Below are 25,849 nucleotides of genomic sequence, written 5' to 3'. Positions count from 1 at the left end.
CCGTCTCAATAGACTCTAGAAGATCGGAGTCGTACGTCTTTTTGTTCCTGAGTCAACTCTATTGAGACACACCCTGTGTCTCGCGCGCCTGTCTCACTCGGGTGTACTCAAAAAACATCGTCTTAATGCACTTAGCTTCCAATCCAGCTTACAACCAACCTAGTTGCGGTGCTCTCACTCATTATGCGCGCGTCACCTTCTCGTAAATCATCTAGCTGTTGGATAAGCTCTCGTACCCGCAAAGGAGCAGACGGGCCAAGAACGCGGATCGCATCAACCAAAAATCCTTCTGCAAGCTCACGATTCCCTTGGTCAATAAGCGCCTCAGCAATCCATTTTCTTGCATATGCTCGGTTTGATTTACTATGCAGAGTTATATCGTTCTCAAGCAAGCTAATTGACCTCTTAAAACAAATAAGAGCCTCGCTTGTCCTATTCATCATTTGCAGGCATCTTCCAACGTTTCCGTATAGCGGACCATTGCCACTTATGGGGTAAGAAGGGTCTGTCAGGTTATCCAAATCATGACCAAGGAGAAACCGACCAAGGGCGGTGGCAGGGTCGCCGCTATCCCTCTGGGCTAACGCGAGCGTATGCAAACAGTCAAATACTGTATCGACGTTTGACTCTTCCTTTAATCTCACACCGCGTGACGCCCACTCAACCGCTAACTCAAATTCCTTACGCGTCCAGTGAGAAAATGCACGTACGTCGCAATATTGAATATATCTGGCCGTCTTCTCTGGTATAGTATTTTCGTAATTCGCCATCATTGCATCGGCTGACGTGTAATCACCGAGCTGGTCTAGCGCGCTTACGGTTACAGATACCGTTCTATCAAACCTTTTGTACTTTGTAGATGCGGTTTCCCATTCTATCGCTTCAAATAACAGACGAGAAACTCTAACATATTCTTGCGTATGACCACCTCCTAGAAGTGCATCCTCGGCGTTAGCTAGCGTTTCGAACGCATCGTCGAATAATCCAGCAGAAACCTCAAGCTCTACTTTCTGAGACCAGCGTTCGAGCATCGCAAATGGCATATGTATGCCAAGCATAGCTCCGATATCGCCTATAATTGCTCGATATTGTACAATTACAACTCGTATAAATCCCGCCCTTTGAGAGGCATGATATCGATTTCGTACAAATTGACGAACAAGTGGGTGAAGATCGAATAAATCAGGTGCATTTGCCACTGGCTTTACAACAACAAGATTTAAAGCCTTAAGCGCTCGAAATGCACGATTAAATTTTGCGTAACCCAGTTCTGATGCAGCAAAACGTTCAATCTGCTTCTCGGTCTCTGGGCGAACCGCTTCTGCGAGCAACCGAAGGAGTGTCTGCTCGCGGAGTGCCAGCTTATCCCATATAAAAGAAAGGACGTCGGGGACGTTACCCTCGCCGCGCTTCATGTCGCTGATTAATTTTCTAAGCGTGGTGCCGGGCACTTTATTGATCTGGACCGCTAGGAGGTCGAGCCAAAACGCATGACCGTTTGTTATCTCCCGAGCCTCTTTTACATCATCGTCTGGTATCAACAGACCCGGATTACGCGCCTTAAATAACGCGATAGCCTCCTCGTCTGATATTCCCTTGATTGAAAATGTAATAATGGATGCTGATGTATATTGAACATCAGGCCTACATGTAAGCATTAATCTCGAGGAAGAACTTGAATTTGACATTGCTTGTACTAGCGTTGCTAGTAGTCCAGTGAATGTTCTATTTTCTAAATCAACGTAGCTATCTACGTTATCTAAAACCAGAACGGCTTGTGCATCTAATGTCTGGTCTATAAGAACTTCTACAAGTTCTTGATCGTCAGAATCCGTCAAATCATCAGATAGAACTCTTCCTCCGGAAAATCTAACGATCATTTCCGTTATCTGGGTTCTAATTCTATCACTTTGCTCTTTGCAATCGCGCCAGTCCCAGAACCTGTATGAAGAATCGCCGTCCTCAAGGCGGTTGATAAAATGCGATGCAAGCGCCGACTTTCCCTCGCCGCCGATCCCACATATTATGACAACCTTAGCGCTTGACGTTTCTAGCGCCCGCATCTCATCTTCGCGGCCCACCCAAATTTCTACGTTTGGCGGTCGATCACATTCCAGCGGCGACAATCTAAATAGACGAGAGCGACGGGAGTCCCGCAGCACCGACTTTTGTTCGCCATCGCTACTTTCTGTTGGGACAGCGGGTTGAAGTGGCTTTCCATCCCATAATGCTAATAATTCCGGGAAAAATGCATGAGCATCGATACCCTTGTACAAAGTAACGCGGCTGCGCAGTATTCCCGGGGTTAAGGTGCTTTCGAGATATTCATTTGCCCGTATTTCGTTACCATAAAAGGTCCATAGTATCTCAGGCAGAAGATTCTCGTTGCTAACAACGCCCCGAATTGCAGTCGTAAATATATCTTCCCAGCCGCCATACGCAATTACAACTACTATTGACCCTTCTAGTAATTTTAAAAGATCATTCGCAAGAGTTGGTCGACTCTTTAGTAATTGCTGACTTGTGTGTAAGGTATCTGTTCCGTGCCAATAGCCATGAATGTGAACAACCTGACACCCATGCGCCTTACTTTGAAAAAGAGATCCGTCACTTGAAAGTGATGTCCTCCAACTTGACCCACCATGCTTATTAATAGCGACTTCGATCAAGGGATCAAAATTGGAAGTTAAAACGATGCGTCCAAATCTATCAGGAAATCGTGCTATTAATTGCCCCAACGCATCTACGGCAGGAGGGAGGTTCCAAGCGTCTACACTGCCATCTAACGTCGCCAGCTGTTCGGGCGGTAGCCTGCGCACCTGTTCGTCCCAGTCGATTGATCCTTTCGCCACAAGCGCCGAGGAGACGGCCCGCCGGACAAAAATATTCGCCGCATCTGGACTCGACCTACCAGCAACGAAGTTGAACGCAGCCTGATAAGGATTATCGGACTTTATAATCGCTTCGTTTAAAAGTTTGAGCTGATTTGGTTGGTGAGAAAATCGCTGTGTTATTAGGTCGATTACGCCCTCAACATCAGCCACTCCTGGTATCCCGCTATGCGTTGACGTGAGAGGAGCGCCAACAACAAACACAACTGGCTTAGTGCCGTCTTCTAAGCCCTCGTGGAGTCGATACAGCAACGCCTCATTATCATAGATAGAGAACTGCGTATCTAGCACAACCGGCTCCATTTACTATCTTGGAGGTGTAACGTGAGAATTATATCTAAATATATTTATTGATAAGTTGCCTAAGTAAAAATCTGATGCTTTATTATTTGATTGGATCATCGAAGGCAACGGATATTTTTACAACTATTTCTTAGCTTTATGGTGACTAAGCAGCATATTGCCTTGCCTAGCTTCAAACTGAGCTTGCGGCTGGTCGCTACACTAGCGTTGCAATCATCTCAATCGATCTCTTTTTGTGGTGAAGGCAATAGCGTAGCGTATTGTGCGCCTTCAATGCACACGCACGGTCCGCGCGACTAGGTCCCGCACTCGCGCGCATTCGAGATTGATCCGATCCGGTGCCAACCATTGCAGTCGCAGCCGTATGCGAGCTTCATCCGAGCCCTCGGTTAGTTCCTGACGTTCATCAGCTATCGCCTCAGCTCGCTGCCATCCGTTGAATGTTACGCCGATGCGACTGCTTCCCCGGAAGCGGTGTTCCGCGAGGGATGACGAGTAGGAGGGCTGAAATCGGGCCTTCGCTGCGGTGAAGCCGAGGATGCCGGGATCATCACCGCCTACACGCAGATAGTCGATCCAGAGAGGTGGCTTGGCAGATAGCATTGCCGCCGCGTGCCCCGCCTCATGGATCGCGACGTATAGGGGCACACGTCCCTTGCGAACGTCATTCATCTATCACCGGCGCTGATGTAAGCGTTGAGGTCCGTGACCCTGTGGAATCAACGCCAACGACCGTCAGCCCTTTTGCCGACCCGCCCCTTTCAATGCCAGTCGGCCAAATAGACGATCCTGACGACCGCTGGCGCGATGCCTGAAATGTCGGATACCTAAAGAGGCGACGGATCGAAGAGAGAGTGCTCTGACGCATGACGGGGCAGAGCACTCCATCACCAACCGAGTTAAACGCCCGGCAAGTCGATCGTCTGCGGATTTACCAACCATTGCGCCGAACCGGGCCGGAAGATCACGATCGAGCCGTCGAGTTCGAATGCGGACCATTCCCGGCGAAGCACTTCATCAAGAACGCCGGCGACAACGTCCGTCTCTCCAAGGCTCTTGCGCTTACGACGCACGATATTGGTCCGGCCGGACCTGATAGGATTAAGAATAGCCTCAACCGACTCGTATTGAGCGTGCGTAAGTGTCATTTTACCTTCCTTCACTGATAAAAACGTTGAGAGCATCAACCCTATAGAAGCGCCGTCCTCCCACCTTAATACTTGCCGGACCAAGCCCTTTTCGGTGCCAATCGGCAAGTGTTGAAGGCGAAAGCCCTAGGTATTCAGCCGCCTCTTGCCGGTTCAGTCGTCCGACCTCGCCATTCCTAGCAGACTTCAAGCATATCTTGGGCATAAGCCGACCTACACGTGGTTGATGCGGGTCAAATAGCTATGTGATTTCCGCTGTCAATGCATAAAATCGCTGGACGCGAGTATATACTATAACCGGATAAGACTAATATAAAAGTACTAGCAAACTAGTTTAAGTATCTAGTTCTGATTGTTCGCATTCATCTGCGCTTTTGACCCTCTATTGACTCTCATCGATCCAGAAAATACATCGATCGACGGATTGGAGGAGGAAATTATGGCGATTCGATTTGAAAAGCTCACGCGACTGAAAATCCGCGCTCTTCCCCCGGGCGGTCGGCTAGAGGAACACGGCATAGTCGCTCAGCGGCAGGTGAACGGGGACGTTCGCTACACCATCAACATCATGGTAGACGGTCAGCGCATCCACCGCGTCGTTGGAAGAGAAAGTGAAGGCGTTACCCGCGAGCAGGCAGAGCGCGCTATCGAGGGGCTTCGCACCAAGGCACGCGAAAGCCGACTGAACCTGCCCACAGGACGTAAACTGCACCGGACCGTCGCAGAGGCAGCACAAACCTACATCGACCGCATGGAAGCTAGCGGCGGCAAGGACATGAAAAATAAGAGGCGGCACCTCACCATGTACCTTGTCCCCCACTTCGGTAGCGACCGCCTCGACAAGCTGAGCACGTTCGGCCTGCAATTGTACCGCAAGAAGCGGAAGGACGGGGGGGCCAAGGACGCGACAATCAACCGCGAAATGGCGACGCTACAGCATCTGCTGAACCGGGCAGCGTCGAAGGAATGGGGCTGGATCAAGAAGGAGGACCTGCCCGAGATTCCGAAGGCTCGCGAGGAACGTAAGAAAATTTATATCCTCAACGACGACCAGCGCGAAGCGTTGTTGAAGGGCGCGGCCGAGGATCAGGATACGCGAGCGTGGCTGTTCGTCATGTTCGGGCTCAACGCATCGATGCGCCACAGCGAGATCGTTCAGCGCCGCTATGATGAAATCGACTTCGACCAATGCCGCATTTGGATCAACCGGGCGAAGGCAGGCGAACGCGAGCAGCCTATCACCGCCGCGTTACGTGACGCCCTGAAACGTCAGCAGAAGCTAGAGGCCGATCCTAAGGGCTGGATATTCCCGGCTGTACGCCAGGGGACGAAGAATCCGCATAGGGACGACATGAGAGCGGCATTCGCGCGATCGGCGAAGCGGGCTGGCCTAGACCCGGCTGTCTGCACACCGCACGTCATGCGACACACCGCCATTACGGCATTGGTGAAACAGAAGGTCGACGTGCCGACAATCCAGAAGATCAGCGGGCATAAGACGGCCTCTATGGTCATGCACTACGTTCACGTTTTCGGGCAACACATCGATGACGCGATAGGCGGGCTCAATATCGGGGCGTCTGGCGACATTACACCAGAACTACACACGGAGGCGAGCAAGGCGGCGACCTCGCCCGCAAACCGTCATCAACTTTCTGATTTTAAATCAGCCGCTTAGGGCTGTGGTGGAAGGGGCTGGATTCGAACCAGCGTACGCTTGCACGGGCAGATTTACAGTCTGCTGCCTTTAACCACTCGGCCACCCTTCCACGGGCGCGCTTTCGAAAAAGCGAAGCGGCCCAATGCCGAAGCGGGGGCGGCGTGTCAACGCGCAGTTGCCCTTATCCGTCGCGAGGTTGCGCGATGCGCGGCGCGCGCATAGGTCGATCCGCATGACCGATACGATCTTCTCCATTCCTCTCCTCCCGCGGAGCACGCGCTAGATGGCGCGGCGCGGCCATCGCCCGAGCCAGGCGCCGTCGAACCGTCCCCGCTTCTGGGGCCGCCACGCGGTGACCGCGGCGCTCGCCAATCCCGAGCGGACGGTGCGCAAGATCTGGGGCACGCGCGAGGCGCTGGCCGCACTCGAGCTGCCGCCGGTGTTGCAGGTGACCTTCGCGGACGTCGCCGATCTGGGCCGGCTGGTCCCGTCCGACGCGCCGCACCAGGGGCTGGTGGCGGAGGTCGATCCGCTCGAGGACGTGTGGCTGGGCGAACTGCTCGACCAGGGGCGCGACGACCTGCGCCCGCTGGTGCTGCTCGATCAGGTGACCGATCCGCACAATGTCGGCGCGATCCTGCGCTCCGCCGCCGCGTTCGACGCATTGGGGATCGTGACGCAGGACCGACACGCGCCGCCTGAATCGGGAGCGCTCGCGCGCGCCGCGTCGGGCGCGCTGGAGAGCGTGCCGTGGGTGCGTGTCGTCAACCTGGCGCGCGCGCTGGAGGAGGTGGCGGAAGCCGGCTACTGGCGGATCGGGCTGACCGGCCACGCGACGCAGACGCTGGGCGAGGCGCTGACCGGGATCGGTGGCGAGCGCAAGGTGGCGATCGTGCTGGGCGCGGAGGGCGAGGGCATGCGCCAGAACACCGAAACGCATTGCGACGAACTGGCCAAGCTGCCGATCGGCGGCAAGGTGGAGAGCCTCAACGTCTCCAATGCGGGTGCGATCGCGCTGTATGCGGTGGCGACGCGGTAGAAGCCCGCGCGCGCAAGGGGGGAACCAAACCCGCCCCGCGCGCATCTCTTCCATAGCGGACCGGGACACCCGGCCGCATCGGGAGGGATGCTTGCACCGATCGACGATCCTACCTGCGCTGGCGGCGCTCATGGCCGCACCGGCCGCCACCGCGCAGACCGTCCATGGCAAGCAGGTCTGGGGCAGCATCCAGGTCACCGCGCCGCTTTCCGACGACTGGTTCGTCAGCACCGACATCCAGCCGCGCTTCACGACGGACAATGCCGCGACCGCGCCGGTCACCTTCATCCCCCCGGTGATCTCGTACCGCGCGAGCGAATCGCTGATCCTGTCGGGGGGCATGATCTATCTGTTCATCGAACCCGCGGGCGGCCTGGGCGAACTGCGCGAATACCGGGCGTTCCAGCAGGCGGGCTACCGCGTCGGCGCGATCGGGCGCGTCGGCATCCGGGCGCAGACGCGGATCGAGCAGCGCTGGCGATCGACCGGGCGCGACATGAACCTCCGCCTCGTCCAGCAGCTGCTGTTCGCGACGCCACTGACGTCCGAAAGCGGCGGAATCACCGCGGTCGCCTCGGTCGAGGGTTATTTCAACCTCGATGCGACCGACTGGGGCGCGCGGCGCGGGTTCGACCAGCTATGGAGTTTCGCCGGGTTCCAGGTGCCGGTCAGCGACTCGACCGCGCTGGAACTGGGTTATCTCAACCAGCGGCTGCGGCGGGTCGAAGGACGGACCGCGATCAATCATGCCGCGGTGATTGGCATCTCGATCCGGCTGTCTCGCGGGGTGAGGCCGCCGACGGTGGTCCGGACAGTGGGACCGATGGAGCCGACTCCGGAACCATGAACGGCCTTCGAGATGGAGACCGAATCCCTCCCCGCTCGCCCCGGGCTTGTCGCAGCTCCCCCCTTCTTCCCGCAACGCCGGAAAGAAAGAACGGTGCCCGACACGCTTGGCACGAACGGGGATGGACCGTTGGCTATGCGATTACGGCAGCATCACCGTATCGATGACGTGGATCACGCCGTTCGACTGCCTCACGTTGGCGATCGTGATCTTGCCCATATGGCCCTTGCCGTCCATGATAGCCCAGCCGTTGCCCGCCTTGTGGAACGTCAGCGTGCCGCCCTGCACCGTGGTGTAGGTCGCGTTGCCGCCGTCCGCCTTGGCCTTGGCGGCGATGTCCGCGGCGGTGATCGTGCCGGGGACGACGTGGTAGGTCAGCACGCCGGTCAACTGATCCTTGTTCTCGGGCTTCAGCAGCGTGTCGACGGTGCCTGCCGGCAGCTTCTTGAACGCCGCGTTGGTCGGCGCGAAGACGGTGAACGGGCCCGGACCCGACAGCGTCTCGACGAGCCCGGCGGCCTTCACCGCGGCGACCAGCGTCGTGTGGTCCTTCGACTTCGACGCGTTCTCGACGATGGTCTTCGTCGAGTACATCGCGGCGCCGCCGACCATCGGGTTCTTCTGCGCGATCGCGGCGCCGCCCGAGACGAGGGCGACGGCGGCGATCGTGGTGGTGATGAATGTTTTCATGGCTTCTCTCCGTGACGACTATCGTGTCGGGCGGAGATACGAACCGGCATCCACATGGATGCGGCGGACGAAACTTTTATATTTTCCGGACTTTACTTCGGATCGTCTTCGTCGGTGCGCAGTTTCACCTTGTTAGGCAGGTCCTTGCCCTTCGTTCGCCGCGACGGCAGCTGGACCGGGTTCTTCTTCTTCCATTGCGCGAAGGTCATCGGGCCTTCGGGCGTGTCGATGATCGTGTCGTCGAGACTCATGGACGCATCCCCTCAGCGCGTCGGCACGGGCGTCTCGCCCGAATAGTCGTAGAAGCCGCGCTTCGTCTTGCGGCCGTACCAGCCCGCCTCGACATATTTCACCAGCAGCGGGGCGGGGCGGAACTTGGGATCGCCGGTGCCCTCGAACAGCACGCGCGTGATCTCGAGACAGGTGTCGAGCCCGATGAAGTCGGCGAGCGTCAGCGGCCCCATCGGATGGTTGAGCCCGAGCTGCACCGCCGCATCGATGTCCGCGATCGTCGCCACGCCCTCGCCCAGCGCGAAACACGCCTCGTTGAGCATCGGCATCAGCACGCGGTTGACGATGAAGCCCGGCGCGTCGTTGGCGTGGACCACGCGCTTGCCGAGCGCGGCGGCATAGGCCTCGACGCTCGCCACCGTCGCGTCGCTGGTCGCGAGCCCGCGGATCAGCTCGATCAGCCCCATCACCGGCACGGGGTTGAAGAAATGCACGCCGACGAACCGCGCCGGGTCGGGCGATGCCTGCGCCAGGCGCGTGATCGGGATCGACGAGGTGTTGGAGGCGAGGATCGCATCCGCGCCCAGCACCGCGCCGACCGCGGCGAAGATCTGGCGCTTGATATCCTCGCGCTCGGTCGCGGCCTCGATCACCAGCGCGCATTCCGCCATCGCGTCGACACCCGCGACGGGCTCGATCCGCTCCAGCGTGCGGTCGCGCGCGTCGGCGGCGATCTTCTCCTTGTCGACCAGCCGCGCGAGCGCCTTCGCGATCCCCGCCTTGCCCGCCTCGGCGCGCTCGATCGACACGTCCGACAGCAGCACGCGATAGCCCGCCTGCGCGGACACCTGCGCGATCCCCGCGCCCATCTGCCCCGCCCCGATCACGCCAACCACCTGCCCAACCGCCTGCATAGATCCGTCCTTCGAAAATCCCGTGTGCCAGCCTATACCCACGGGGAAACAAGGGGGAAGCCATGATCCGTACGCTATTCGCCGTGGCGACGCTCGCCGTCGCGCTCGCGCCACCAGCCGCCGCGCAGGTCAAGCCGGGCGCGCTCAAGACGTTCCGCGACTGGACGGTGGGATGCGACAACACGCTGCGCTGCCAGATGATCGCGCTGGGGCCGCAGGACGCGGGCGACCAGCCCGCGGCGGCGGTGAAGATCACGCGCGAGGCGGGGCCTGCCGGGACGTTCAGCGTGGACTATGGCGACCATGACGGCGCACCGCTGGGTGCGTCGGTCGACGGGCGCAGGCTCGATCCGAAGGCGGGCGCGGCGTTCGTCGCGGCGATCGCGAACGCCACCGCGCTGGTGGTGACGGGCACGGGCGGCAAGCGAGTCGGCACGCTGTCGCTCGCCGGTGTCGCGGCGGCGCTGCGCTATATCGATGCGACGCAGGGGCGCGTCGGCGGCGTCACCGCCGCGGTCGCGAAGGGGCCCGCGCCGGCGAGCGCGGTGCCCGCCGCCCCCGCGCTGCCCGTCGTCACCGCGATCGCGCCGTCGGGCACGCCCGCCACGCCGACCAGCGCGCAGATCGCCGCGATGCGAAAGGCCGCGAAGTGCGACCTGCCCGATGCGACCGGCGTCGACCTGACGCCGCAGAGCTACGCCCTGGGCGGTGGCCGGACGCTGGTGATGCTGCCCTGCTCGACAGGGGCGTACAACCTGTCGTCGGCGCTGTTCGTCTTGCGCGCGCGCGGCGCGCCCGTACCCGCGCGCACCGATGCGCCCATCGGTTTCGACGAGGGCGACGGCGGCCCCGGCCCGGCGCAACTCGTCAACGGCGATGTCGAAAAGGGCCTCGTCACCAGTTACGCCAAGGGTCGCGGGATCGGCGATTGCGGGGTCAGCCAGACGCTGGCGTGGGACGGCACGATGCTGCGCCTCGTCGAGCAGGCGGAGATGGGCGAATGTCGCGGATCGATCGATCAGATCACGACGTGGCGCGCGCGCGTGGTGCGCAAGTGATGCGGCGCGTGCCCTTCGTCGCGGGCGAGAGCGGCGTGCTGGCGCCCGGGCGCTGGGGCTGGGCGCGCGCGCTCGGCTGGATGGTGCTGCTGTTCGTGGTCGCGTCGTTCCTGCTCTATCCCGGATGGCTCAACCGCGCGGGCCTCGATCCCGCGATCCTGAAGCCTCTGATGATCCTGATCGCCTATCTCGCCTATGCGGGAGCGGTGCGTTGGGGCGAGCGGCGCATGGCGCAGGAGGTCGCGCCACGGCCGTTGCTGGGCGAGCTGGCGATCGGGTGCGCGATCGGCGCGGGGATGTTCGCGCTGGTGTTCGCCAGCCTCAGGCTCGGCGGCGCGTACACGATGGCGCCGGGCGTGTGGACCGGGTGGCAGGACGATATCCTCGGCGCGCTGCGGGCGGGGTTCGCGGAGGAGCTGCTGGTGCGGCTGATCGTGTTCCGGCTGCTGGTGCGCGCGTTCGGGACGTGGCCCGCGCTGCTGGTGTCGGCGGCGCTGTTCGGCGCACTGCACCTCGCCAACCCCAACGCCTCGGCGGTCGCGGCGATCGCGATCGCGGTGGAGGCGGGGCTGATGCTCGCGGCGTTCTATCTGCTGACCGGGCGGATCTGGGTATCGGTGGGGGTCCACGCGGCGTGGAACTTCATGCAGGGGCCCGTCTTCGGCGCGAGCGTGTCGGGACATGCCGAGCGCGGGAGCCTGTTCGTCAGCGCGCCGGTGCCGGGGGTGCCCGATATCCTGACGGGCGGCGCGTTCGGGCCGGAGGCGTCGGTGTCGGCGATCGTCGTGGGGGCGGCGGTGTTCGCGGTGGTGATGCGGGCGACTTGGCGAGTGGAGGCCAACCGCCACCATTAGCGCCCGCACGACGTTTCTCGACTTCGCTCGAAACCAACGGGGGTAAAGATACGCCCGTTTTGATCTACGGCGCCGGGCGCTCCGGCTGCGCCTCCGCCAGATAGACCGCGAACAGGCCTTGCGGGTCGGTCCACGTCTCGATCGGGGTCCAGCCGCCGCTGCGCAGCAGGATGCGGGCGTCGCGTTCGCCGTATTTGTGGCTGTTCTCGGTGTGGATCGTCTCGCCCGCCGCCATGTCGAACGCGCGGCCATCAACGGTGAAGGCGACGTCGCGCAGTGCCTCCAGGTGCATCTCGATCCGCGCGCGATCGTCGTTCCACACCGCCTTGTGCGCGAACGCGTCGAGCGGGATCGTGCCGTCGAGTTCGCGATCAATCCGCGCCAGCAGGTTCATGTTGAACGCCGCCGTCACCCCCGCCGCGTCGTCATAGGCAGGAACGAGCACGTCCGCCCCCTTGATCCGGTCCATCCCGATCAGCAGCATCGCGCCCTCTCCCAGCGACGCGCGCATCGCGCGGAGCAGGTCGACCGCGTGGAGCGGCGTCATGTTGCCGATCGTCGAGCCTGGGAAGAATCCCAGCTTCGGCATCACCGCGATCCCGCGGGGGAGCGCGATCGGCCGCATGAAATCGGCCTCGACGGGATGGACCGGAAGGTCCGGGAACTGCGCGGCGAGCATCCGCGACGATTCGCGCAGGAAATCGCCCGAGATATCGATCGGAACATAGGCGGCAGGCGCGGTGGAGCGCAGCAGGATCGGCGTCTTGGTCGACGAGCCCGAACCGAACTCGACGACCGCACGGCCGGTGCCGATGCGCTCCGCCAGCGTCGGGCACAGCGTTTCGAGGATGCCGATCTCGGTGCGGGTCGGATAATATTCGGGCAGGTCGGTGATCGCCTCGAACAGCTCCGACCCGCGGCGGTCGTAGAACCAGCGCGCGGGGATCGCGCGCGGGCGGCGTTCGAGCCCGGCGAGGACGTCGGCACGGAATTGCGGATCGGCGAGCGAGCGCTGGCCGTCCTCGATCTCTTGCTTGAGCATAGGTCTAGATATCCTTCGCGAGCCGGACGCCGGTGAACTGCCAGCGCTGGTGCGGATAGAAGAAGTTGCGGTAGCTGGCGCGCGCATGCCCCCGCGGCGTGGCGCACGACCCGCCTCGCAGGACGAACTGCCCGCTCATGAACTTGCCGTTATACTCGCCGACCGCGCCGTCGGCGGTCGCGAAACCGGGATAGGGGCGATAGGCGCTGCCGGTCCATTCCCAGACGTCGCCGAAGAAGGCGGGGCCCCCGCCTGATCCTGCTGCGGGGCGCGGCTCGACCGGGCCCGCGGCGTCCATCTGGTTGCCGCCCGACGCATCGTGCGCGGCGGCGGCGGCTTCCCATTCGAACTCGGTCGGCAGGCGCGCGCCCGCCCATGTCGCATAGGCGTCCGCCTCGAAGAAGCTGACATGCGTCACCGGCGCGGCGGGATCGATCGCGCGGCGGCCGTCGAGCCCGAACCGCGTCCACGCGCCGTCGCGCTGCTCCCAATAGAGCGGTGCGACGATGCCCTCGCGCTGGACCCAGGCCCAGCCGTCCGACAGCCACAGCCCCGCGTCGCGATAGCCGCCATCGGCGATGAACGCGGCCCACTCGCCGTTGGTGACCGTACGATCCGCGATCGCATGCGCGGGCACGAGCGCGCGGTGGCGCGGCCCCTCGCAATCGAACGCGAACGCGTCGCCCATGTGGCCGATCTCGATGATCGCTTCGTCGTGCGCGATCCACACGATCGGGGCGGGCATCGCGACGGGCACCTTGGGCGCGGCGGGCCAGACCGCGGGCTCAAGCGGGTTCTCGGAGAACAGGTGAAGGATGTCGGTGACGAGCAGTTCCTGATGCTGCTCCTCGTGATGGCAGCCGAGCGCGACGAGCGTCCTCGCATCCTCGCCCAGCACCGGCAGCGCCGCGATCATCGCGGCGTCGACCGCGGCGCGATAGCTGCGGACCTCGTCGAGCGTCGGGCGCGTCACCATGCCGCGACGCCCGCGCGCGTGCCGACGCCCTTCCGCCTCGTAATAGCTGTTGAACAGGAACGGGAAGCGTTCGTCGTGGAGCTGGTAGCCGGCGACGTGATCGCGCAGCACGAACGTCTCGAAGAACCACGTCGTGTGCGCCAGATGCCATTTGGCGGGCGAAGCGTCGTCCATCGACTGGGCGGTGGCGTCGGCATCCGAGAGCGGCGCGGCGAGCGCCAGCGTCAGCGCGCGGGCAGCGGCATAGCGATCGGCCAGCGGATCGGCGTCGGTACGGGAAATCGGGGCGGGAACTTGCATGCGCGAACCTTCCGTGTCGCTCGAACGGGGACGGACCCGCCGAGAACATGGACGCACGACGTGTCAGATCATCGCATCGCCCCCGGCACCCACAGAACGTCGTCCGCCCCGTTTTTGTTCACCGCGCGCGCGGCGCAGAACAGAAAATCCGACAATCGGTTCAGATAGCTACGCGCGCTGGGATTGATCGCCGCCGGAATCGCGACCGCGCTGCGTTCCGCCCGCCGGACGATCGCACGCGCGAGGTGGACGCTCGCCCCCGCGCCGCCGGGCAGGATGAAGCTCGTGAGCGGCGACAGGTCGGCGTTGAGCGCGTCGATCTCGCGCTCCAGCCGCTCGACCTGCGCGGGGACGATGCGCAGCACCATCTGGGACGGCGCGAAATCGTCGCCCTCGGTCGCGGGCGTCGCGAGATCGGCGCCGAGATCGAACAGGTCGTTCTGGATCCGCGCGAGCGCCGCCGCCAGTGGGTGCGCGCCGATCGACATGATCGCGACGCCGATCGCGCTGTTCGCCTCGTCAACATCGCCGATCGCGACCATCCGTGCATCGGTCTTGGCGACGCGGCTGCCGTCGACCAGCCCGGTCGTGCCCGCGTCGCCGGTGCGTGTGTAGATGCGGTTGAGCTTTACCAAGTCAGGTGCGACCCGCCGCGAACAGCAGGATCACGACGATCAGCACGGCGATCGCCTGGAACAGGATGCGCATCTGCATCATCTTGTTCGATTTGAGCGCCGCGGGGCTCGGCCCCTCCCCGTTCTTCACCTGCGCGGCGCCTTCCTGAAGGAACGCGATGATCCCCCGGACGAGCGCATAGACGGTGCCGGCCATCGCGGCGACCAGCAGGATGATGAGGATCGTGTTGCCCATGGGGATGAGCCTAGGCGCTTGCGGGGCGGTTTGAAAGCACGGTGCATCGTCCCGTCGTCACCCCGGACTTGATCCGGGGTCCCGCTTCTCGTCCTCGTTCAGAAGAACGCGGGACCCCGGATCAAGTCCGGGGTGACGGTGGTCCTGGTCTCAATGCCCGCGCGCAGCCGATCCGCCAGCGCGCGGCCGTCCCCACCGCCTTCGCGCAGCGTCGCGAGCGTCGGCGCGCCGTGGCGCTTGGCGAGGCGGCGGCCGTCCGTACCCAGCATCAGCGGATGGTGGTGGTAGCGCGGCACCGGCAGCCCGAGCAGCGCCTGGAGCACGCGGTGGACGTGCGTCGCCTCGAACAGGTCGACGCCGCGAACCACGTCGCTGACGCCCTGCGCGGCATCGTCGACCGTGACCGCCAGGTGATAGCTGGCGGGCGCATCCTTGCGCGCGAGGACGACGTCGCCCGCTGCGGCGCCGTCGGCTGCGATCGGGCGACCGTGATCCGTCCAGGCGAGCGGGCCGGTACGTGCGAGCGCCGCCGTCATGTCGAGCCGCCAGCAATGCGGCACGTCTGCATGCGCGGTCGGATCGGACCCGCGGCACGTCCCCGGATAGGCCGCGACCGCACCGTGCGGGGCGCTCGCGCTCGCCGCGATCTCCGCGCGCGTGCAGGCGCAGCGATAGAGCAGCCCCTCGGCCCGCAGCCGGTCGAGCGCCGCTTCGTACAGCGCCAGCCGCTGCGACTGGACGATCACCGCGCCGTCCCATTCCAGCCCGAGCCAGGCGAGATCGGCGAGGATCGCGTCGACATGCTCGGCCCGGCTTCGCGTCCCGTCGATGTCCTCGATCCGCAGCAGGAACCGCCCGCCGCGCGCGCGCGCAAAATCATGCGCGCGGATCGCGGACAGCGCGTGCCCCATGTGGAGCCGCCCGGTCGGGCTCGGCGCGAAGCGCGTGGTGACCGGCGTTCCGTCCGGCACTGGACCCGCCAAGACTTGACCGGGCGAATTGGCTGCTGTCATCATGCGGTCACGCTTCCACGCGAAAGCAGGGGGCAGGCAAGGGAGGGCGCGTGTTTCACCCCGATCTTATGCGACACCCCGACGGGTGCCCGGCGCTGGTACTGAACGCGGACTATACTCCGCTGTCCTATTACCCGCTGAGCGTCTGGCCGTGGCAGACCGCGGTCAAGGCGGTGTTCCTCGACCGCGTCGATATCGTCGCGCATTACGAGCGCACGGTGCACAGCCCGACGCGGACGATGCAGCTGCCCTCGGTCATCGCGCTGAAGCAGTTCGTCCGACCCTCGCAATTTCCCGCCTTCACCCGGTTCAACCTGTTCCTGCGCGATACCTTCGCGTGCCAGTATTGCGGCATCGCGAAGGACCTGACGTTCGATCACGTCGTGCCCCGCGCGCAGGGCGGGAGGACGACATGGGAGAATGTCGTCACCGCGTGCGCGCCATGCAACCTGAAAAAGGGCGGGCGGACACCCAAGCAGGCGCACATGCCGCTCCACGTCGCGCCGATCCGCCCGACCAACTGGCAGCTCCAGGAACATGGCCGGCGTTTTCCGCCCAACTATCTCCACGATACGTGGCGCGACTGGCTCTACTGGGATGTCGAGCTGGAGGCCTGACGGCACCGTTCCCCGCGTCGTGCGTTGCGCATCCGAAACGTCATCTGTCCGGGGATATGTCCATGCGATCGACCTTCGCGCTGATCTGCGCCGCGCTGCTGCTGACCGCCTGTGGCGAGAACAAGGCGCAGGAGCAGGCGGAAGCCGATGCGAAGGCGGCGGCGAACTTCACCCCGCCCACCGTCACCTCGCGGCTCGATTATGGCGGCATGTCGGAGCGCCGCTTCAACCGGCTCGACCATGACGGCAACGACGAGTTGAGCGACGAGGAGATCCCCGCCGACCGCGCCGACCGGATCCGCCTGCTCGACCGCAACGGCGACGGCAGGATCACCAAGAGCGAATGGAGCGAGGGCACGTTGCAGCGGTTCGATGCGATGGACCTCAACCGCGACGGCAGCGTGACCAGCGACGAGCGCGAGCGCGCCGAGAAGGGCGAACGCCCCGCCGCGATCGCCGCCGCGATCGAACCCGGTGCCGGCGCGTCCCCGGCCCCGGCCGGGCGGTAGCGGCGTTGGGCAATGATCGTTGACCTGAGGCATGCCGCAGTGCAACATGATTACATGGCATCGCTTCCCGCTATCACGAACAACCCCGACATCGTCTATCTGGGCCGCGTCCTCGGCGACGTGATCCGCGCCTATGGCGGCGACCGGCTGTTCGAGGCGACCGAGACGATCCGCGCCGCCTCCGTCCGCCGCCACAAGGATGGGCCGAATGACGACGGAGCGCCGGACGACCGCCATCTCGAGGCGCTCTCGCTCGACGAGACGCTCGATTTCGTCCGCGGCTTCATGCTGTTCTCGATGCTCGCCAACCTCGCCGAGGACCGCCAGGGGATCGCCGCGGAGGAGGGCGCGGACATCGCAGCCGCGCTGGAGCGGCTGGCGGGCGAAGGCGTCGACAAGGCTGCGGTGATCGCGTTGCTCGACCATGCGCTCATCGCGCCTGTGCTGACCGCGCACCCGACCGAAGTCCGCCGCAAGTCGATGATCGACCACCGCAACCGGATCGCGCAGCTGCTGGCGATGCGCGACCGCGGACTGGAGACGACCCCCGACGGCGACAGCATCGACGAGGGCATCGTCCGCCAGGTCGCGCTGTTGTGGCAGACGCGGGTGCTGCGCCGCGAGCGACTGTACGTCGCCGACGAGGTGGAGACCGCGCTCAGCTATCTGCGCGACGTGTTCCTCCCGGTTCTGCCCGCGCTGTACCAGCGCTGGGACCGTGCGCTGGGCGAGCGGACGCCGGGGTTCCTGAAGCCGGGCAGCTGGATCGGCGGCGACCGCGACGGCAATCCCTTCGTCACCGCCGATTCGCTGCGCACCGCGCTGGCCAAGGCGAGCGAGGCGGTGCTGGGCCATTATCTCGACCAGCTCCACGCATTGGGCGCCGAACTGTCGATCTCGTCGAACCATGCCCCCGTCGCCGACGCGGTACTGGCGCTGGCGGAGGCGAGCGGCGACACCGCGGAGACGCGCAGCGACGAGCCGTACCGGCGCGCGCTGTCGGGCGTGTACGCACGTCTGGCGGCGACCTTCGTCGTGCTGGTGGGCAAGCAGCCGCCGCGCCCCGCCGGGCTGAAGGGCGAGGCCTATCCCGACCCCGCAGCGTTCCGCGCGGACCTCGTCGCGATCGCGCGCGGGCTGGCGGATGCGGGCGGCGGATCGCTGTCGTCGAGCGGCGCGCTGGGGCGGCTGATCCGCGCGGTCGAGATCTTCGGCTTTCATCTCGCCACGCTCGACCTGCGGCAGAACAGCGCGGTGCACGAGCGCGTAGTCGCCGAACTGCTCAAGTCCGCCGGGGTGTGCGACGACTATGCCGCGCTCGACGAGGACGCGCGCGTCGCGCTGCTGCGCGGCGAACTGTCGAACGCGCGCCCGCTCGCCAGCCGCTTTTCGACCTATTCGGAGGAAACCGCGGGCGAGCTCGCGATCGTCCAGGCGGCGGCGGACGCGCACGCGAAATACGGCGCGGCGTGCATCCGGCAATATATCGTGTCGATGGCGATGTCGGTCAGCGACCTGCTCGAGGTGAACCTGCTGCTCAAGGAGGTCGGTGTGTACCGGCCGGGTGACAGCCCCACCGCGGCGATCATGGCCGTCCCGCTGTTCGAGACGATCGGCGATCTCGAAGCCGCGCCCGGTGTGATGACCGCGTGGTTCGCGCTGCCCGAAATCGCCGCGATCACCCGCGCGCGCGGGCATCAGGAAGTGATGATCGGCTATTCGGACTCGAACAAGGACGGCGGCTACCTGACCTCGACCTGGTCGCTGTCGAAGGCGTCGACCGCCCTGAAACCGGTGTTCGAGGCGGCGGGCGTCGGCATGCAGCTGTTCCACGGCCGCGGCGGCGCGGTGGGCCGCGGGGGCGGATCGTCGTTCGCCGCGATCCGCGCGCAGCCGCCGGGCACCGTCCAGGGCCGGATCCGCATCACCGAACAGGGCGAGGTGATCGCGGGCAAATACGGCACGCGCGAGAGTGCGGCGACCAATCTGGAGGCGATGGCTTCCGCGACGCTGCTCGCCAGTCTCGAGCCCGACCGGCTGTCGAACGGCGAGAGCGCGGCGTTCGGCGCGGCGATGGACACGCTGTCAGCGTCGGCGTTCCGCGCCTATCGCGGGCTGGTCTATGAGACCGAGGGTTTCCGCACCTTCTTCCGCCAGATGACGCCGATCGCGGAGATCAGCGGCCTCAAAATCGGCAGCCGCCCCGCCAGCCGCAAGAAATCGGACGCGATCGAGGACCTCCGCGCGATCCCGTGGGTGTTCAGTTGGGCGCAGGCGCGCGTGATGCTGCCGGGCTGGTACGGCGTCGGCAAGGCGATCGCGGACTTCGAGGACAAGGCGCTGCTCGCCGAGATGGCGCAGGGCTGGCCGTTCTTCGCCGCGACGCTGGCGAACATGGAGATGGTGCTCGCCAAATCCGACATGGGGATCGCGGCGCGCTATGCCGGGCTCGTCGAGGACGAGTCCTTGCGCGGGATCTTCGGCACGATCCGCGACGGATGGCAGCAGACGCACGATGGCCTGTTGCTCGCGACCGGGCAGTCGCGGCTGCTCGAAAAGCATCCCGCGCTCGAAGCGTCGATCCGGCTGCGGCTGCCCTATATCGAGCCGCTCAACCTGCTCCAGATCGAGCTGATGAAGCGCCACCGCGCGGGCGACGACGATGCGCGGATCGGCGAGGGCATCCTGCTGTCGATCAACGCGATCGCGACGGCGCTCAGGAACAGCGGGTAGGGCAGCGGGTAGAAACAGGCGCACCGTACCCCGGCGCAGGCCGGGGCCCAGCCCCACCAAGAATCATTCGCGGCAGCGCTTTCGGCGCTTCGCGCCGAGACTGGGCCCCGGCCTGCGCCGGGGTACGGATTGTCATTAGAGAAGCCTCCCCCGCTCCAACCCAAGCAGAAACTCCTTCGCCGCGATCCCGCCCGCAAACCCCGTCAGCGCCCCGCTCGCGCCGATCACGCGGTGGCAGGGCACGACGATCGAGATCGGGTTACGCCCGTTCGCCGCGCCCACCGCGCGCGACGCGGACGGTCGGCCGATCTGCGCCGCGATCGCGCCATAGCTGCGCGTCTCGCCATGGGGGATCGTCCGCAGCGCCGCCCACACCGCCGTCTGGAACGGCGTCCCGCGCGCGTCGAGCGGCAGATCGAACACCGTGCGCTTGCCCGCGAAATACGCGCGCAGCTGGTGCGACGCCTCGACCAGCACCGGATGGTCGGGCGCATCGACCCTATCGCCCAACGCCACGCGGCCTGGCCGGTCGTCCTCCCACAGGATCGCGACGAGCCCGCGGTCGCTCGCGACGAGGGTCAGCCGGCCGACCGGCGAGTCGAGATGGGTGAAGGCATCGCTCATCCGCGCACCCTGCCCGCTCCGCCGCCGGCGCGCATCCCGCGGCTTGCGCTCAAAACATGAAGGGCGCCGCGATTTCGGGACGGACGCGCAGCAGCTTACCCGTAGCGCGATCGATCAGCGCCCAGGTCGTCACGCCCTCGACGCGGACCCGGCCGTCCGCCCCGGTGAACGCGAAGTGCCGGTCGAACCGCGCACCTTTGGGCGGTTCGGGCACCCAGGTCTCGCCGGTCACCGTCTCGCCCTCCGCCACGTTGCCGCGATAGTCGATGACGTGGCGCGTCACGACCCAGACATAGGCGGCCTGGTGCTCCGCGGGCGCCACCGCCTCCCAATGCGCGGTCGCGAGCCGCTGGACCCATTGCACCCACACCGCATTGTTGACGTGGCCGAGCTCGTCGATGTCCGCCGCCGCCGCGGTGAAGGCTTGGCTGAAGCGCGTCATCGCCGCCGGATCCTGCCGATCGCGAGGCGGACCAGCGTGAACGCGGCGAACAGGATCGCGGCCGCGCCCAGGATCCACAGCGCCTTGTGGCCATGCGGGTGGAGCTTCGCCAGCAGCGCGATGAATTCGTCGCCGAACAGATAGCCGATCGCGGAGAACAGCACGCCCCACAGCGCCGCGGCGGCAGCGTTCAGGATCATGAACGTCCGGGTCGATACCGCGGTGGTGCCGATCGCGATCGGGCTGACCGTCCGCAAACCGTAGAGGAAGCGGAACGCGAAGATGAAGCCGATCGGGTGGCGCTCCATCAGGCCCTTGGCGCGCGCGAAGGCGGGTTTCGCCATGATCCGGGTGACGCGCGGATGGTCGCGATAATGCCGCCCGCCCGCGAAGAACAGCTGGTCCGCCACGAACGATCCCGCCGCCGCCGCGACCATCGTCGCTGGCAGCAGCAACAGGCCCTGGTTCGCGAGGATCCCGCCGGTGACGACCGCGGTCTCGCCCTCGATCCCCGCGCCGAGGAACACCGCGGCGAGGCCGTACTCGGTGATGATCGACTCGATGGTCACGGCGTGCAGAGCTTCCCGGTGCGTGTGCAGAAGGCCCCGCGCGTCGCTTTGGCGAGGTCGAACGACGCCATCGCCCGCTGCGCCGCGGCGACCGCGAGCGGCGTCGCATCGGCATAGCGACGCGCGACGGGCGATTCGTTGAATGCGGCGATCGCCTTCAGATCGGCGGGCGACAGCCGCTGTGCGTAGGCCAGCGCCATGTCACGGCGAACGCGCGCGAACGCGGTGTCCGCCTGCACTTTCGCTTGGCGACGGAGATCGCGCTGCTCGGCGGCGGTCAGGCCCTTGGCGTCGCGCACCAGCGCCTCGGTCCGGTCCGCGATCATCGCCGGCGCGAGCCGCGAAAACGTGCCCGATCCCGCGACCCGCTCCGCCAGCGCCAGCGTCTTGGCCGACGGCGCGGGCGTGGCCGTCAGCGCCTGCGCGAACAGCAACGCGAGCGCGATCATCCCTCCACCCCCAGTTGCCACAGCACGAACGCATGCTCCTCCGCCCCCTCGCGAAGGCTCTCGAACCGGCCGGACTTGCCGCCATGGCCCGCGCCCATATTGGTCTTGAGCAGCAGGACGTGGTCGTCGGTCTTGGTCGCGCGCAGCTTGGCGGCCCATTTCGCGGGCTCCCAATAGGTCACACGCGGATCGTTGAGCCCGCCCGAGATGAACAGCGGCGGATAGCCTTGCGCGGTCACGTTGTCGTAGGGGCTGTAGCTGCGGATCAGGTCGAACGCCGCCTTGTCCTCGATCGGGTTGCCCCATTCGGGCCATTCGCCCGGCGTCAGCGGCAGATCGGGGTCGAGCATCGTGTTCAGCACGTCGACGAACGGCACGTCGGCGATCACCGCGCCCCACAGACCGGGGTCGGAATTCACCACCGCGCCCATCAGCTCGCCGCCCGCCGATCGCCCCGCGATCGCGATCCGCCCCGCACCGGTCCAGCCGTCCGCGACCAGTCCCTTCGCGACATCGACGAAATCGGTGAAGGTGTTGGTGCGCTTCTCCAGCTTGCCGTCGTGATACCATTGCTGGCCCAGATCGTCGCCGCCGCGGATATGCGCGATCGCATAGGCGAAGCCGCGGTCGAGCAGGCTCAGCCGCCCGGTCGAGAAGCCCGGCGCGATCGCGTGGCCGTACGCGCCATAGGCATAGAGGAACAGCGGCGCCGTGCCGTCCTTCGCGAACCCGGCGGGGTAGACGATCGAGACGGGAATCTGCGTCCCGTCGCGCGCCGCGATCTTCAGTCGCTCGGTGCGATAGCTGGCGCCGTCATAGCCCGACGGGATCTCCTGCACCTTCAGCACCGTCATCGCAGCCGCAGCGACGTCATAGTCGTATACGGTCCCCGGCGTGACCATCGATTCATAGCCCAGGCGCAGCACGGTCTGGTCATATTCGGGATTGTCGCCGAGGCCCGCGGCATAGCTGCCCTCGGGGAACGCGATCCGCGTCGGCGCGTCGCCCGAATAGGCATGGATATCGATCTGGTCGAGCCCGTCCTCGCGCCCTTCGACCACGAAGAAGTCGCGGTAGCATTCGACCCCGGTCATGTAGAAGTTCGCCGACGCCGCGATCCGCTCCTGCCACTCACCCGGCGCATCGATCGAGGCGGTCGCGAGCCGCCACATCGGATCGGTGTCGTTGGTGTGGATGAACAGCGTGTCGCCATGCGTGTCGACATCGTACTCGCGGCCCTGCTGCCGCGGGGCGACGAGGATTGGCGTCGCCAGCGGATCGTTCGCGGGCAGCAGGCGGATCTCGCTGGTGTCGTGCCCGCTCGCGACGATCGCGATCCAGCGCCGGTCGCTCGTCTGCTCGACGCCGACCGAATAGACCGGATCGTCCTCGTAATAGAGCGTCACGTCATCCGCGGCCGGCGTGCCGAGCACATGGTATTTGATCGTGCGCGTGCGCCAATGCTCGTCGGTCAGGCCATAGAGGATGCCGCGCCCGTCGCTGGTGAAGACGATGTTGCCGATCGCCCCCTCGATCGAATCGTCGCCCCATTTGCCCGCCGCGCCCTCGATCGCGTCGTCCACCGACGGACCGCCGGCGAGCGCCTTGAACCGGATCGTGTAGCGTTCCGCGCCGTCGTCATCGATCGAATAGGCCGCGATCCGCCCGTCCTCGCTGATCGCCAGCGCGCCGAGGCGGAAATAGTCGTGTCCCTCCGCCAGCGCGGGCTCGTCGATCAGCAGCTCGTCCGCGCCGCCCGCGACGGGCCGGCGCCACCAGCGCCGATACTGGCCGCCGGTTTCGTAATCGGTCCAGTAGAGCCACTCGCCGTCCTTCTGCGGGACCGAGGATTCGTCCTCCTTGATCCGCGCCTTCATCTCTTCGTAGAGCCGGTCGACCAGCGGCTGGTGCGGCGCCATGATGCGCTCGAAATAGGCGTTCTCGGCCTCGAGATAGGCGAGCACATCCGGGTCGTCGATCTCGGGATAGTTCGGATCGCGCAGCCACGCGTACGGATCGTCGATGGTGACGCCGTGGGCGGTGTAGCGATGCGGGCGGGTCTCGGCGACGGGAGGGATCATGGTCATGCCCCCTGCCCTAGAGCCATTCCGGGCCGGGTTGAACCACCCTTTCCCCGTTCGTGCTGCGCCGGTCGAAGCACCGCCCTTTCCGGAGCGCATCGCCATTCATGGCGCGCGGCCAACATCCCAAACACACCGGACTTGATCCGGGGTCCCGCTTCTTTCCAAGCGGACATCAGAAGGAAGACTCCGGCTCAAGGCCAGAGTGACGGGCGGCGGGTGCCGCGCAGAGGACAGCCCCCTTCGACTGTCTGCCAAGGCAAGCGCTCAGGACAGGCTTCGACAGGCTCAGGGCGAACGGAAGGGCATGAGTTCAATGCGGTACGGCACCCATCTCGACCCCCGTCTTGTCGTGGAGCGCGAACCGGTCGACCAGGTCCGCGCTCGCCGCATTGTAGCCGTGGACGTCGACCGCAGCGCCCTCGCGGCGCAACCGCGCGACCACCTTGTCGAGCGCGCCGACCGCGGAGATGTCCCAGAAATGCGCCGCGGTCACGTCGATCACGACCCGCTGGCACGGCTCCGGCACGGCGAAGGCGCGCGCGAACCGGTCGACCGAGGCGAAGAAGATCTGCCCCGTCACCCGGTACACCGCACGGTCATGCGCCGCCTCGCGCTCCACTGCGAACATCCGGCGCACCTTGCCCGCGAAGAAGATGCCCGACAGCAGTACGCCCGCCAGCACGCCCTTCGCCAGATCGTGCGTCGCGACCACGACGACGACCGTCGTCAGCATCACGATCGACGAGGTGGGCGGGTGGCGCCTGAGGTTCGGGATCGAGTTCCAGCTGAACGTGCCGATCGACACCATCACCATCACCGCGACGAGGGCTGGCATCGGCACCTGCCCCACCCATGGCCCCAGCACCGCGAGCAGGAACAGAAGGAACGCGCCCGCGACGAAGGTCGACAACCGCCCGCGACCGCCCGACGTGACGTTGATGACGGACTGGCCGATCATCGCGCACCCGCCCATCCCGCCGACTAAGGCCGCGACGATGTTCGACGCCCCCTGACCCGCGCATTCGCGACGCTTGTCGCTGTCGGTATCGGTCATGTCGTCGACGATCTGCGCGGTCAGCAGCGATTCGAGCAGGCCGACCGCGGCCATCGTCAGCGAATAGGGCGCGATGATCGCCAGCGTCTCCCACGTCAGCGGGACGTTCGGCAGGACGAGGCTGGGCAGCCCCTGCGGCAGCGCCCCCATGTCGGCGACGGTGTTGACCGGCGCGGCGGTGAGGATGCTCAGCACCGACAGGACGAGGATCGCGACCAGCGGCGACGGCACCGCCTTCGTCACCCGCGGGAACAGATAGATGATCGCGAGCCCACCCGCGACCATCGCCCAGGTCTGCCACCCCATGCCGACCAGCTGCGGCAGCTGCGCCATGAAGATCAGGATCGCCAGCGCGTTGACGAACCCGGTGACGACCGAGCGCGACACGAACTGCATCGCCAGATCGAGCCGCAGCGCGCCCGCGACGATCTGGATCGCGCCCATCAGGATCGTCGCCGCGAACAGATAGTCGACGCCGTGCGCCTTCACGAGCGGGACGACGACGACCGCGACCGCGGCGGTGGCCGCGGAGATCATCCCCGGCCGTCCGCCCAGCAGCGAAATGGTGATCGCGATCGCGACCGAGGCATAGAGCCCGACGCGCGGATCGACGCCCGCGATGATCGAGAAGCCGATCGCCTCCGGGATCAGCGCGAGCGCGACGACGATGCCGGCAAGGATGTCGGCACGCGGGTTCGAGAGCCAGTCGCGGCGAAGCGTGGCGGTGATGGTCATGATGGAGCGGGGTCCGGGATGCGGAAATTGTCCCGGGGATAGGCGCCGGGCCGAGCCACCCGGCAACGCGCCGGGTCCGTCGAAGGCCCTTATCCTAGCGGCCTGTCATGCCTATGTGCAACCCGGACGGCGGTACGATTTGGTCGATTCGGGGTTTTGCGCGTACAGGGCGCACGGCGTCGGCACCAACGGCCGCG

At 65.0% G+C, this 25,849-nt stretch carries 25 protein-coding genes, 1 tRNA gene and 1 other annotated feature; of the genes, 8 read left to right on the top strand and 18 right to left on the bottom strand.

From position 1 onward, the window contains the following. Positions 1-131 precede the first annotated feature (131 nt). The 3 genes from ACV7NO_RS04940 to ACV7NO_RS04930 all read right to left on the bottom strand — a co-directional run bounded on the left by ACV7NO_RS04940 (position 132) and on the right by ACV7NO_RS04930 (position 4,547). Positions 132-3,182, bottom strand: a complete 3,051-nt coding sequence (locus ACV7NO_RS04940; RefSeq protein ID WP_463404907.1) for a P-loop domain-containing protein — start codon at positions 3,180-3,182, stop codon at positions 132-134. Positions 3,183-4,093: 911 nt separating this feature from the next. Next, a complete protein-coding gene (locus tag ACV7NO_RS04935) occupies positions 4,094-4,342 on the bottom strand; it encodes a hypothetical protein (RefSeq protein WP_463404906.1) in 249 nt (82 codons plus the stop codon). Position 4,343: 1 nt separating this feature from the next. Then, entirely contained in the window at positions 4,344-4,547 is a 204-nt protein-coding gene (locus tag ACV7NO_RS04930) for a helix-turn-helix transcriptional regulator (RefSeq protein ID WP_463404905.1), read from the bottom strand. Positions 4,548-4,694: 147 nt separating this feature from the next. Between ACV7NO_RS04930 and ACV7NO_RS04925 the strand changes: the two genes are divergently transcribed. After that, complete coding sequence (locus ACV7NO_RS04925; RefSeq protein ID WP_463404904.1) at positions 4,695-6,020, top strand: tyrosine-type recombinase/integrase; 1,326 nt, start codon at positions 4,695-4,697, stop codon at positions 6,018-6,020. 5 nt (positions 6,021-6,025) lie between these two features. Here ACV7NO_RS04925 and ACV7NO_RS04920 read toward each other — a convergent pair. Further along, a tRNA-Tyr gene (locus ACV7NO_RS04920) sits at positions 6,026-6,111 on the bottom strand. Between the two features lie 174 nt (positions 6,112-6,285). Here ACV7NO_RS04920 and rlmB point away from each other — a divergent pair. Both rlmB and ACV7NO_RS04910 read left to right on the top strand, forming a co-directional pair. Then, the gene (gene rlmB, locus ACV7NO_RS04915; protein WP_463404903.1) at positions 6,286-7,041 is read left to right on the top strand and encodes a 23S rRNA (guanosine(2251)-2'-O)-methyltransferase RlmB; all 756 of its coding nucleotides are present in this window, start codon (positions 6,286-6,288) and stop codon (positions 7,039-7,041) included. Between the two features lie 130 nt (positions 7,042-7,171). Further along, the gene (locus tag ACV7NO_RS04910) at positions 7,172-7,888 is read left to right on the top strand and encodes a DUF2490 domain-containing protein (protein ID WP_463404902.1); all 717 of its coding nucleotides are present in this window, start codon (positions 7,172-7,174) and stop codon (positions 7,886-7,888) included. Positions 7,889-8,029: 141 nt separating this feature from the next. Here ACV7NO_RS04910 and ACV7NO_RS04905 read toward each other — a convergent pair whose 3' ends face one another. The 3 genes from ACV7NO_RS04905 to ACV7NO_RS04895 form a co-directional block, all read right to left on the bottom strand. After that, a complete protein-coding gene (locus ACV7NO_RS04905) occupies positions 8,030-8,578 on the bottom strand; it encodes a fasciclin domain-containing protein (RefSeq protein WP_463404901.1) in 549 nt (182 codons plus the stop codon). 92 nt (positions 8,579-8,670) lie between these two features. Continuing rightward, on the bottom strand, positions 8,671-8,829 hold the full coding sequence (locus ACV7NO_RS04900; protein ID WP_463404900.1) for a hypothetical protein: 159 nt from the start codon (positions 8,827-8,829) through the stop codon (positions 8,671-8,673). A 12-nt stretch (positions 8,830-8,841) separates the two neighbouring features. Beyond that, the gene (locus ACV7NO_RS04895) at positions 8,842-9,723 is read right to left on the bottom strand and encodes a 3-hydroxyacyl-CoA dehydrogenase NAD-binding domain-containing protein (RefSeq protein WP_463404899.1); all 882 of its coding nucleotides are present in this window, start codon (positions 9,721-9,723) and stop codon (positions 8,842-8,844) included. Positions 9,724-9,785: 62 nt separating this feature from the next. Here ACV7NO_RS04895 and ACV7NO_RS04890 point away from each other — a divergent pair, with 62 nt between their 5' ends. Together ACV7NO_RS04890 and ACV7NO_RS04885 are read left to right on the top strand one after the other, a co-directional pair. Next, positions 9,786-10,781 (top strand): DUF1176 domain-containing protein, encoded by a 996-nt coding sequence (locus tag ACV7NO_RS04890; protein WP_463404898.1) that lies wholly within the window; start codon positions 9,786-9,788, stop codon positions 10,779-10,781. Further along, on the top strand, positions 10,781-11,635 hold the full coding sequence (locus tag ACV7NO_RS04885) for a lysostaphin resistance A-like protein (RefSeq protein ID WP_463404897.1): 855 nt from the start codon (positions 10,781-10,783) through the stop codon (positions 11,633-11,635). Before ACV7NO_RS04890 ends, ACV7NO_RS04885 begins: the two co-directional genes overlap by 1 nt. A gap of 64 nt (positions 11,636-11,699) precedes the next feature. Here ACV7NO_RS04885 and egtD read toward each other — a convergent pair whose 3' ends face one another. The 5 genes from egtD to gluQRS form a co-directional block, all read right to left on the bottom strand. After that, complete coding sequence (egtD, locus tag ACV7NO_RS04880) at positions 11,700-12,677, bottom strand: L-histidine N(alpha)-methyltransferase (protein WP_463404896.1); 978 nt, start codon at positions 12,675-12,677, stop codon at positions 11,700-11,702. A 4-nt stretch (positions 12,678-12,681) separates the two neighbouring features. After that, positions 12,682-13,953 (bottom strand): ergothioneine biosynthesis protein EgtB, encoded by a 1,272-nt coding sequence (egtB, locus tag ACV7NO_RS04875; protein WP_463404895.1) that lies wholly within the window; start codon positions 13,951-13,953, stop codon positions 12,682-12,684. Positions 13,954-14,021: 68 nt separating this feature from the next. Then, a complete protein-coding gene (locus ACV7NO_RS04870) occupies positions 14,022-14,588 on the bottom strand; it encodes a cob(I)yrinic acid a,c-diamide adenosyltransferase (protein WP_463404894.1) in 567 nt (188 codons plus the stop codon). Position 14,589: 1 nt separating this feature from the next. Beyond that, complete coding sequence (locus ACV7NO_RS04865; RefSeq protein ID WP_463404893.1) at positions 14,590-14,823, bottom strand: twin transmembrane helix small protein; 234 nt, start codon at positions 14,821-14,823, stop codon at positions 14,590-14,592. 98 nt (positions 14,824-14,921) lie between these two features. Then, positions 14,922-15,794 carry a tRNA glutamyl-Q(34) synthetase GluQRS gene (gene gluQRS / locus ACV7NO_RS04860; RefSeq protein WP_463404892.1) on the bottom strand — a complete coding sequence of 291 codons (873 nt, stop codon included), beginning with the start codon at positions 15,792-15,794 and terminating at the stop codon, positions 14,922-14,924. 92 nt (positions 15,795-15,886) lie between these two features. On the opposite strand from gluQRS, the gene ACV7NO_RS04855 reads away from it, so the two are divergent. The 3 genes from ACV7NO_RS04855 (at position 15,887) to ppc (ending at position 19,695) form a co-directional block, all read left to right on the top strand. Beyond that, complete coding sequence (locus ACV7NO_RS04855; RefSeq protein WP_463404891.1) at positions 15,887-16,453, top strand: HNH endonuclease; 567 nt, start codon at positions 15,887-15,889, stop codon at positions 16,451-16,453. Positions 16,454-16,515: 62 nt separating this feature from the next. Beyond that, positions 16,516-16,962, top strand: coding sequence for an EF-hand domain-containing protein (locus ACV7NO_RS04850; RefSeq protein WP_463404890.1), 447 nt, complete (start codon positions 16,516-16,518; stop codon positions 16,960-16,962). Between the two features lie 54 nt (positions 16,963-17,016). After that, on the top strand, positions 17,017-19,695 hold the full coding sequence (gene ppc / locus ACV7NO_RS04845) for a phosphoenolpyruvate carboxylase (RefSeq protein WP_463404889.1): 2,679 nt from the start codon (positions 17,017-17,019) through the stop codon (positions 19,693-19,695). A gap of 135 nt (positions 19,696-19,830) precedes the next feature. On the opposite strand, the gene ACV7NO_RS04840 is transcribed toward ppc, so the two are convergent. From ACV7NO_RS04840 to ACV7NO_RS04815, 6 genes are all read right to left on the bottom strand, one after another. Further along, positions 19,831-20,319 carry a methylated-DNA--[protein]-cysteine S-methyltransferase gene (locus ACV7NO_RS04840; protein WP_463404888.1) on the bottom strand — a complete coding sequence of 163 codons (489 nt, stop codon included), beginning with the start codon at positions 20,317-20,319 and terminating at the stop codon, positions 19,831-19,833. A gap of 49 nt (positions 20,320-20,368) precedes the next feature. After that, positions 20,369-20,761: an acyl-CoA thioesterase gene (locus ACV7NO_RS04835; protein WP_463404887.1), complete on the bottom strand. Its 393-nt coding sequence runs from the start codon at positions 20,759-20,761 to the stop codon at positions 20,369-20,371. Beyond that, positions 20,758-21,330 (bottom strand): DedA family protein, encoded by a 573-nt coding sequence (locus ACV7NO_RS04830; RefSeq protein WP_463404886.1) that lies wholly within the window; start codon positions 21,328-21,330, stop codon positions 20,758-20,760. Before ACV7NO_RS04830 ends, ACV7NO_RS04835 begins: the two co-directional genes overlap by 4 nt. Beyond that, on the bottom strand, positions 21,327-21,779 hold the full coding sequence (locus tag ACV7NO_RS04825) for a DUF2059 domain-containing protein (RefSeq protein ID WP_463404885.1): 453 nt from the start codon (positions 21,777-21,779) through the stop codon (positions 21,327-21,329). Before ACV7NO_RS04825 ends, ACV7NO_RS04830 begins: the two co-directional genes overlap by 4 nt. Continuing rightward, positions 21,776-23,866 (bottom strand): S9 family peptidase, encoded by a 2,091-nt coding sequence (locus tag ACV7NO_RS04820; RefSeq protein ID WP_463404884.1) that lies wholly within the window; start codon positions 23,864-23,866, stop codon positions 21,776-21,778. Before ACV7NO_RS04820 ends, ACV7NO_RS04825 begins: the two co-directional genes overlap by 4 nt. A 307-nt stretch (positions 23,867-24,173) precedes the next feature. Next, the gene (locus ACV7NO_RS04815; RefSeq protein WP_463404883.1) at positions 24,174-25,652 is read right to left on the bottom strand and encodes a SulP family inorganic anion transporter; all 1,479 of its coding nucleotides are present in this window, start codon (positions 25,650-25,652) and stop codon (positions 24,174-24,176) included. A 25-nt stretch (positions 25,653-25,677) separates the two neighbouring features. Continuing rightward, positions 25,678-25,733, bottom strand: a sequence feature (sul1 is cis-regulatory element that is thought to sense ions involved in sulfur or methionine metabolism; They are found in Alphaproteobacteria). Between the last annotated feature and the right edge of the window lie 116 nt (positions 25,734-25,849).

It is taken from the genome of Sphingomonas sp. Ell38C01 (assembly GCF_055231975.1).
The sequence above is the reverse complement of the archived record's forward strand: the minus strand, read 5'-3'. Positions and strand labels throughout refer to the sequence as shown.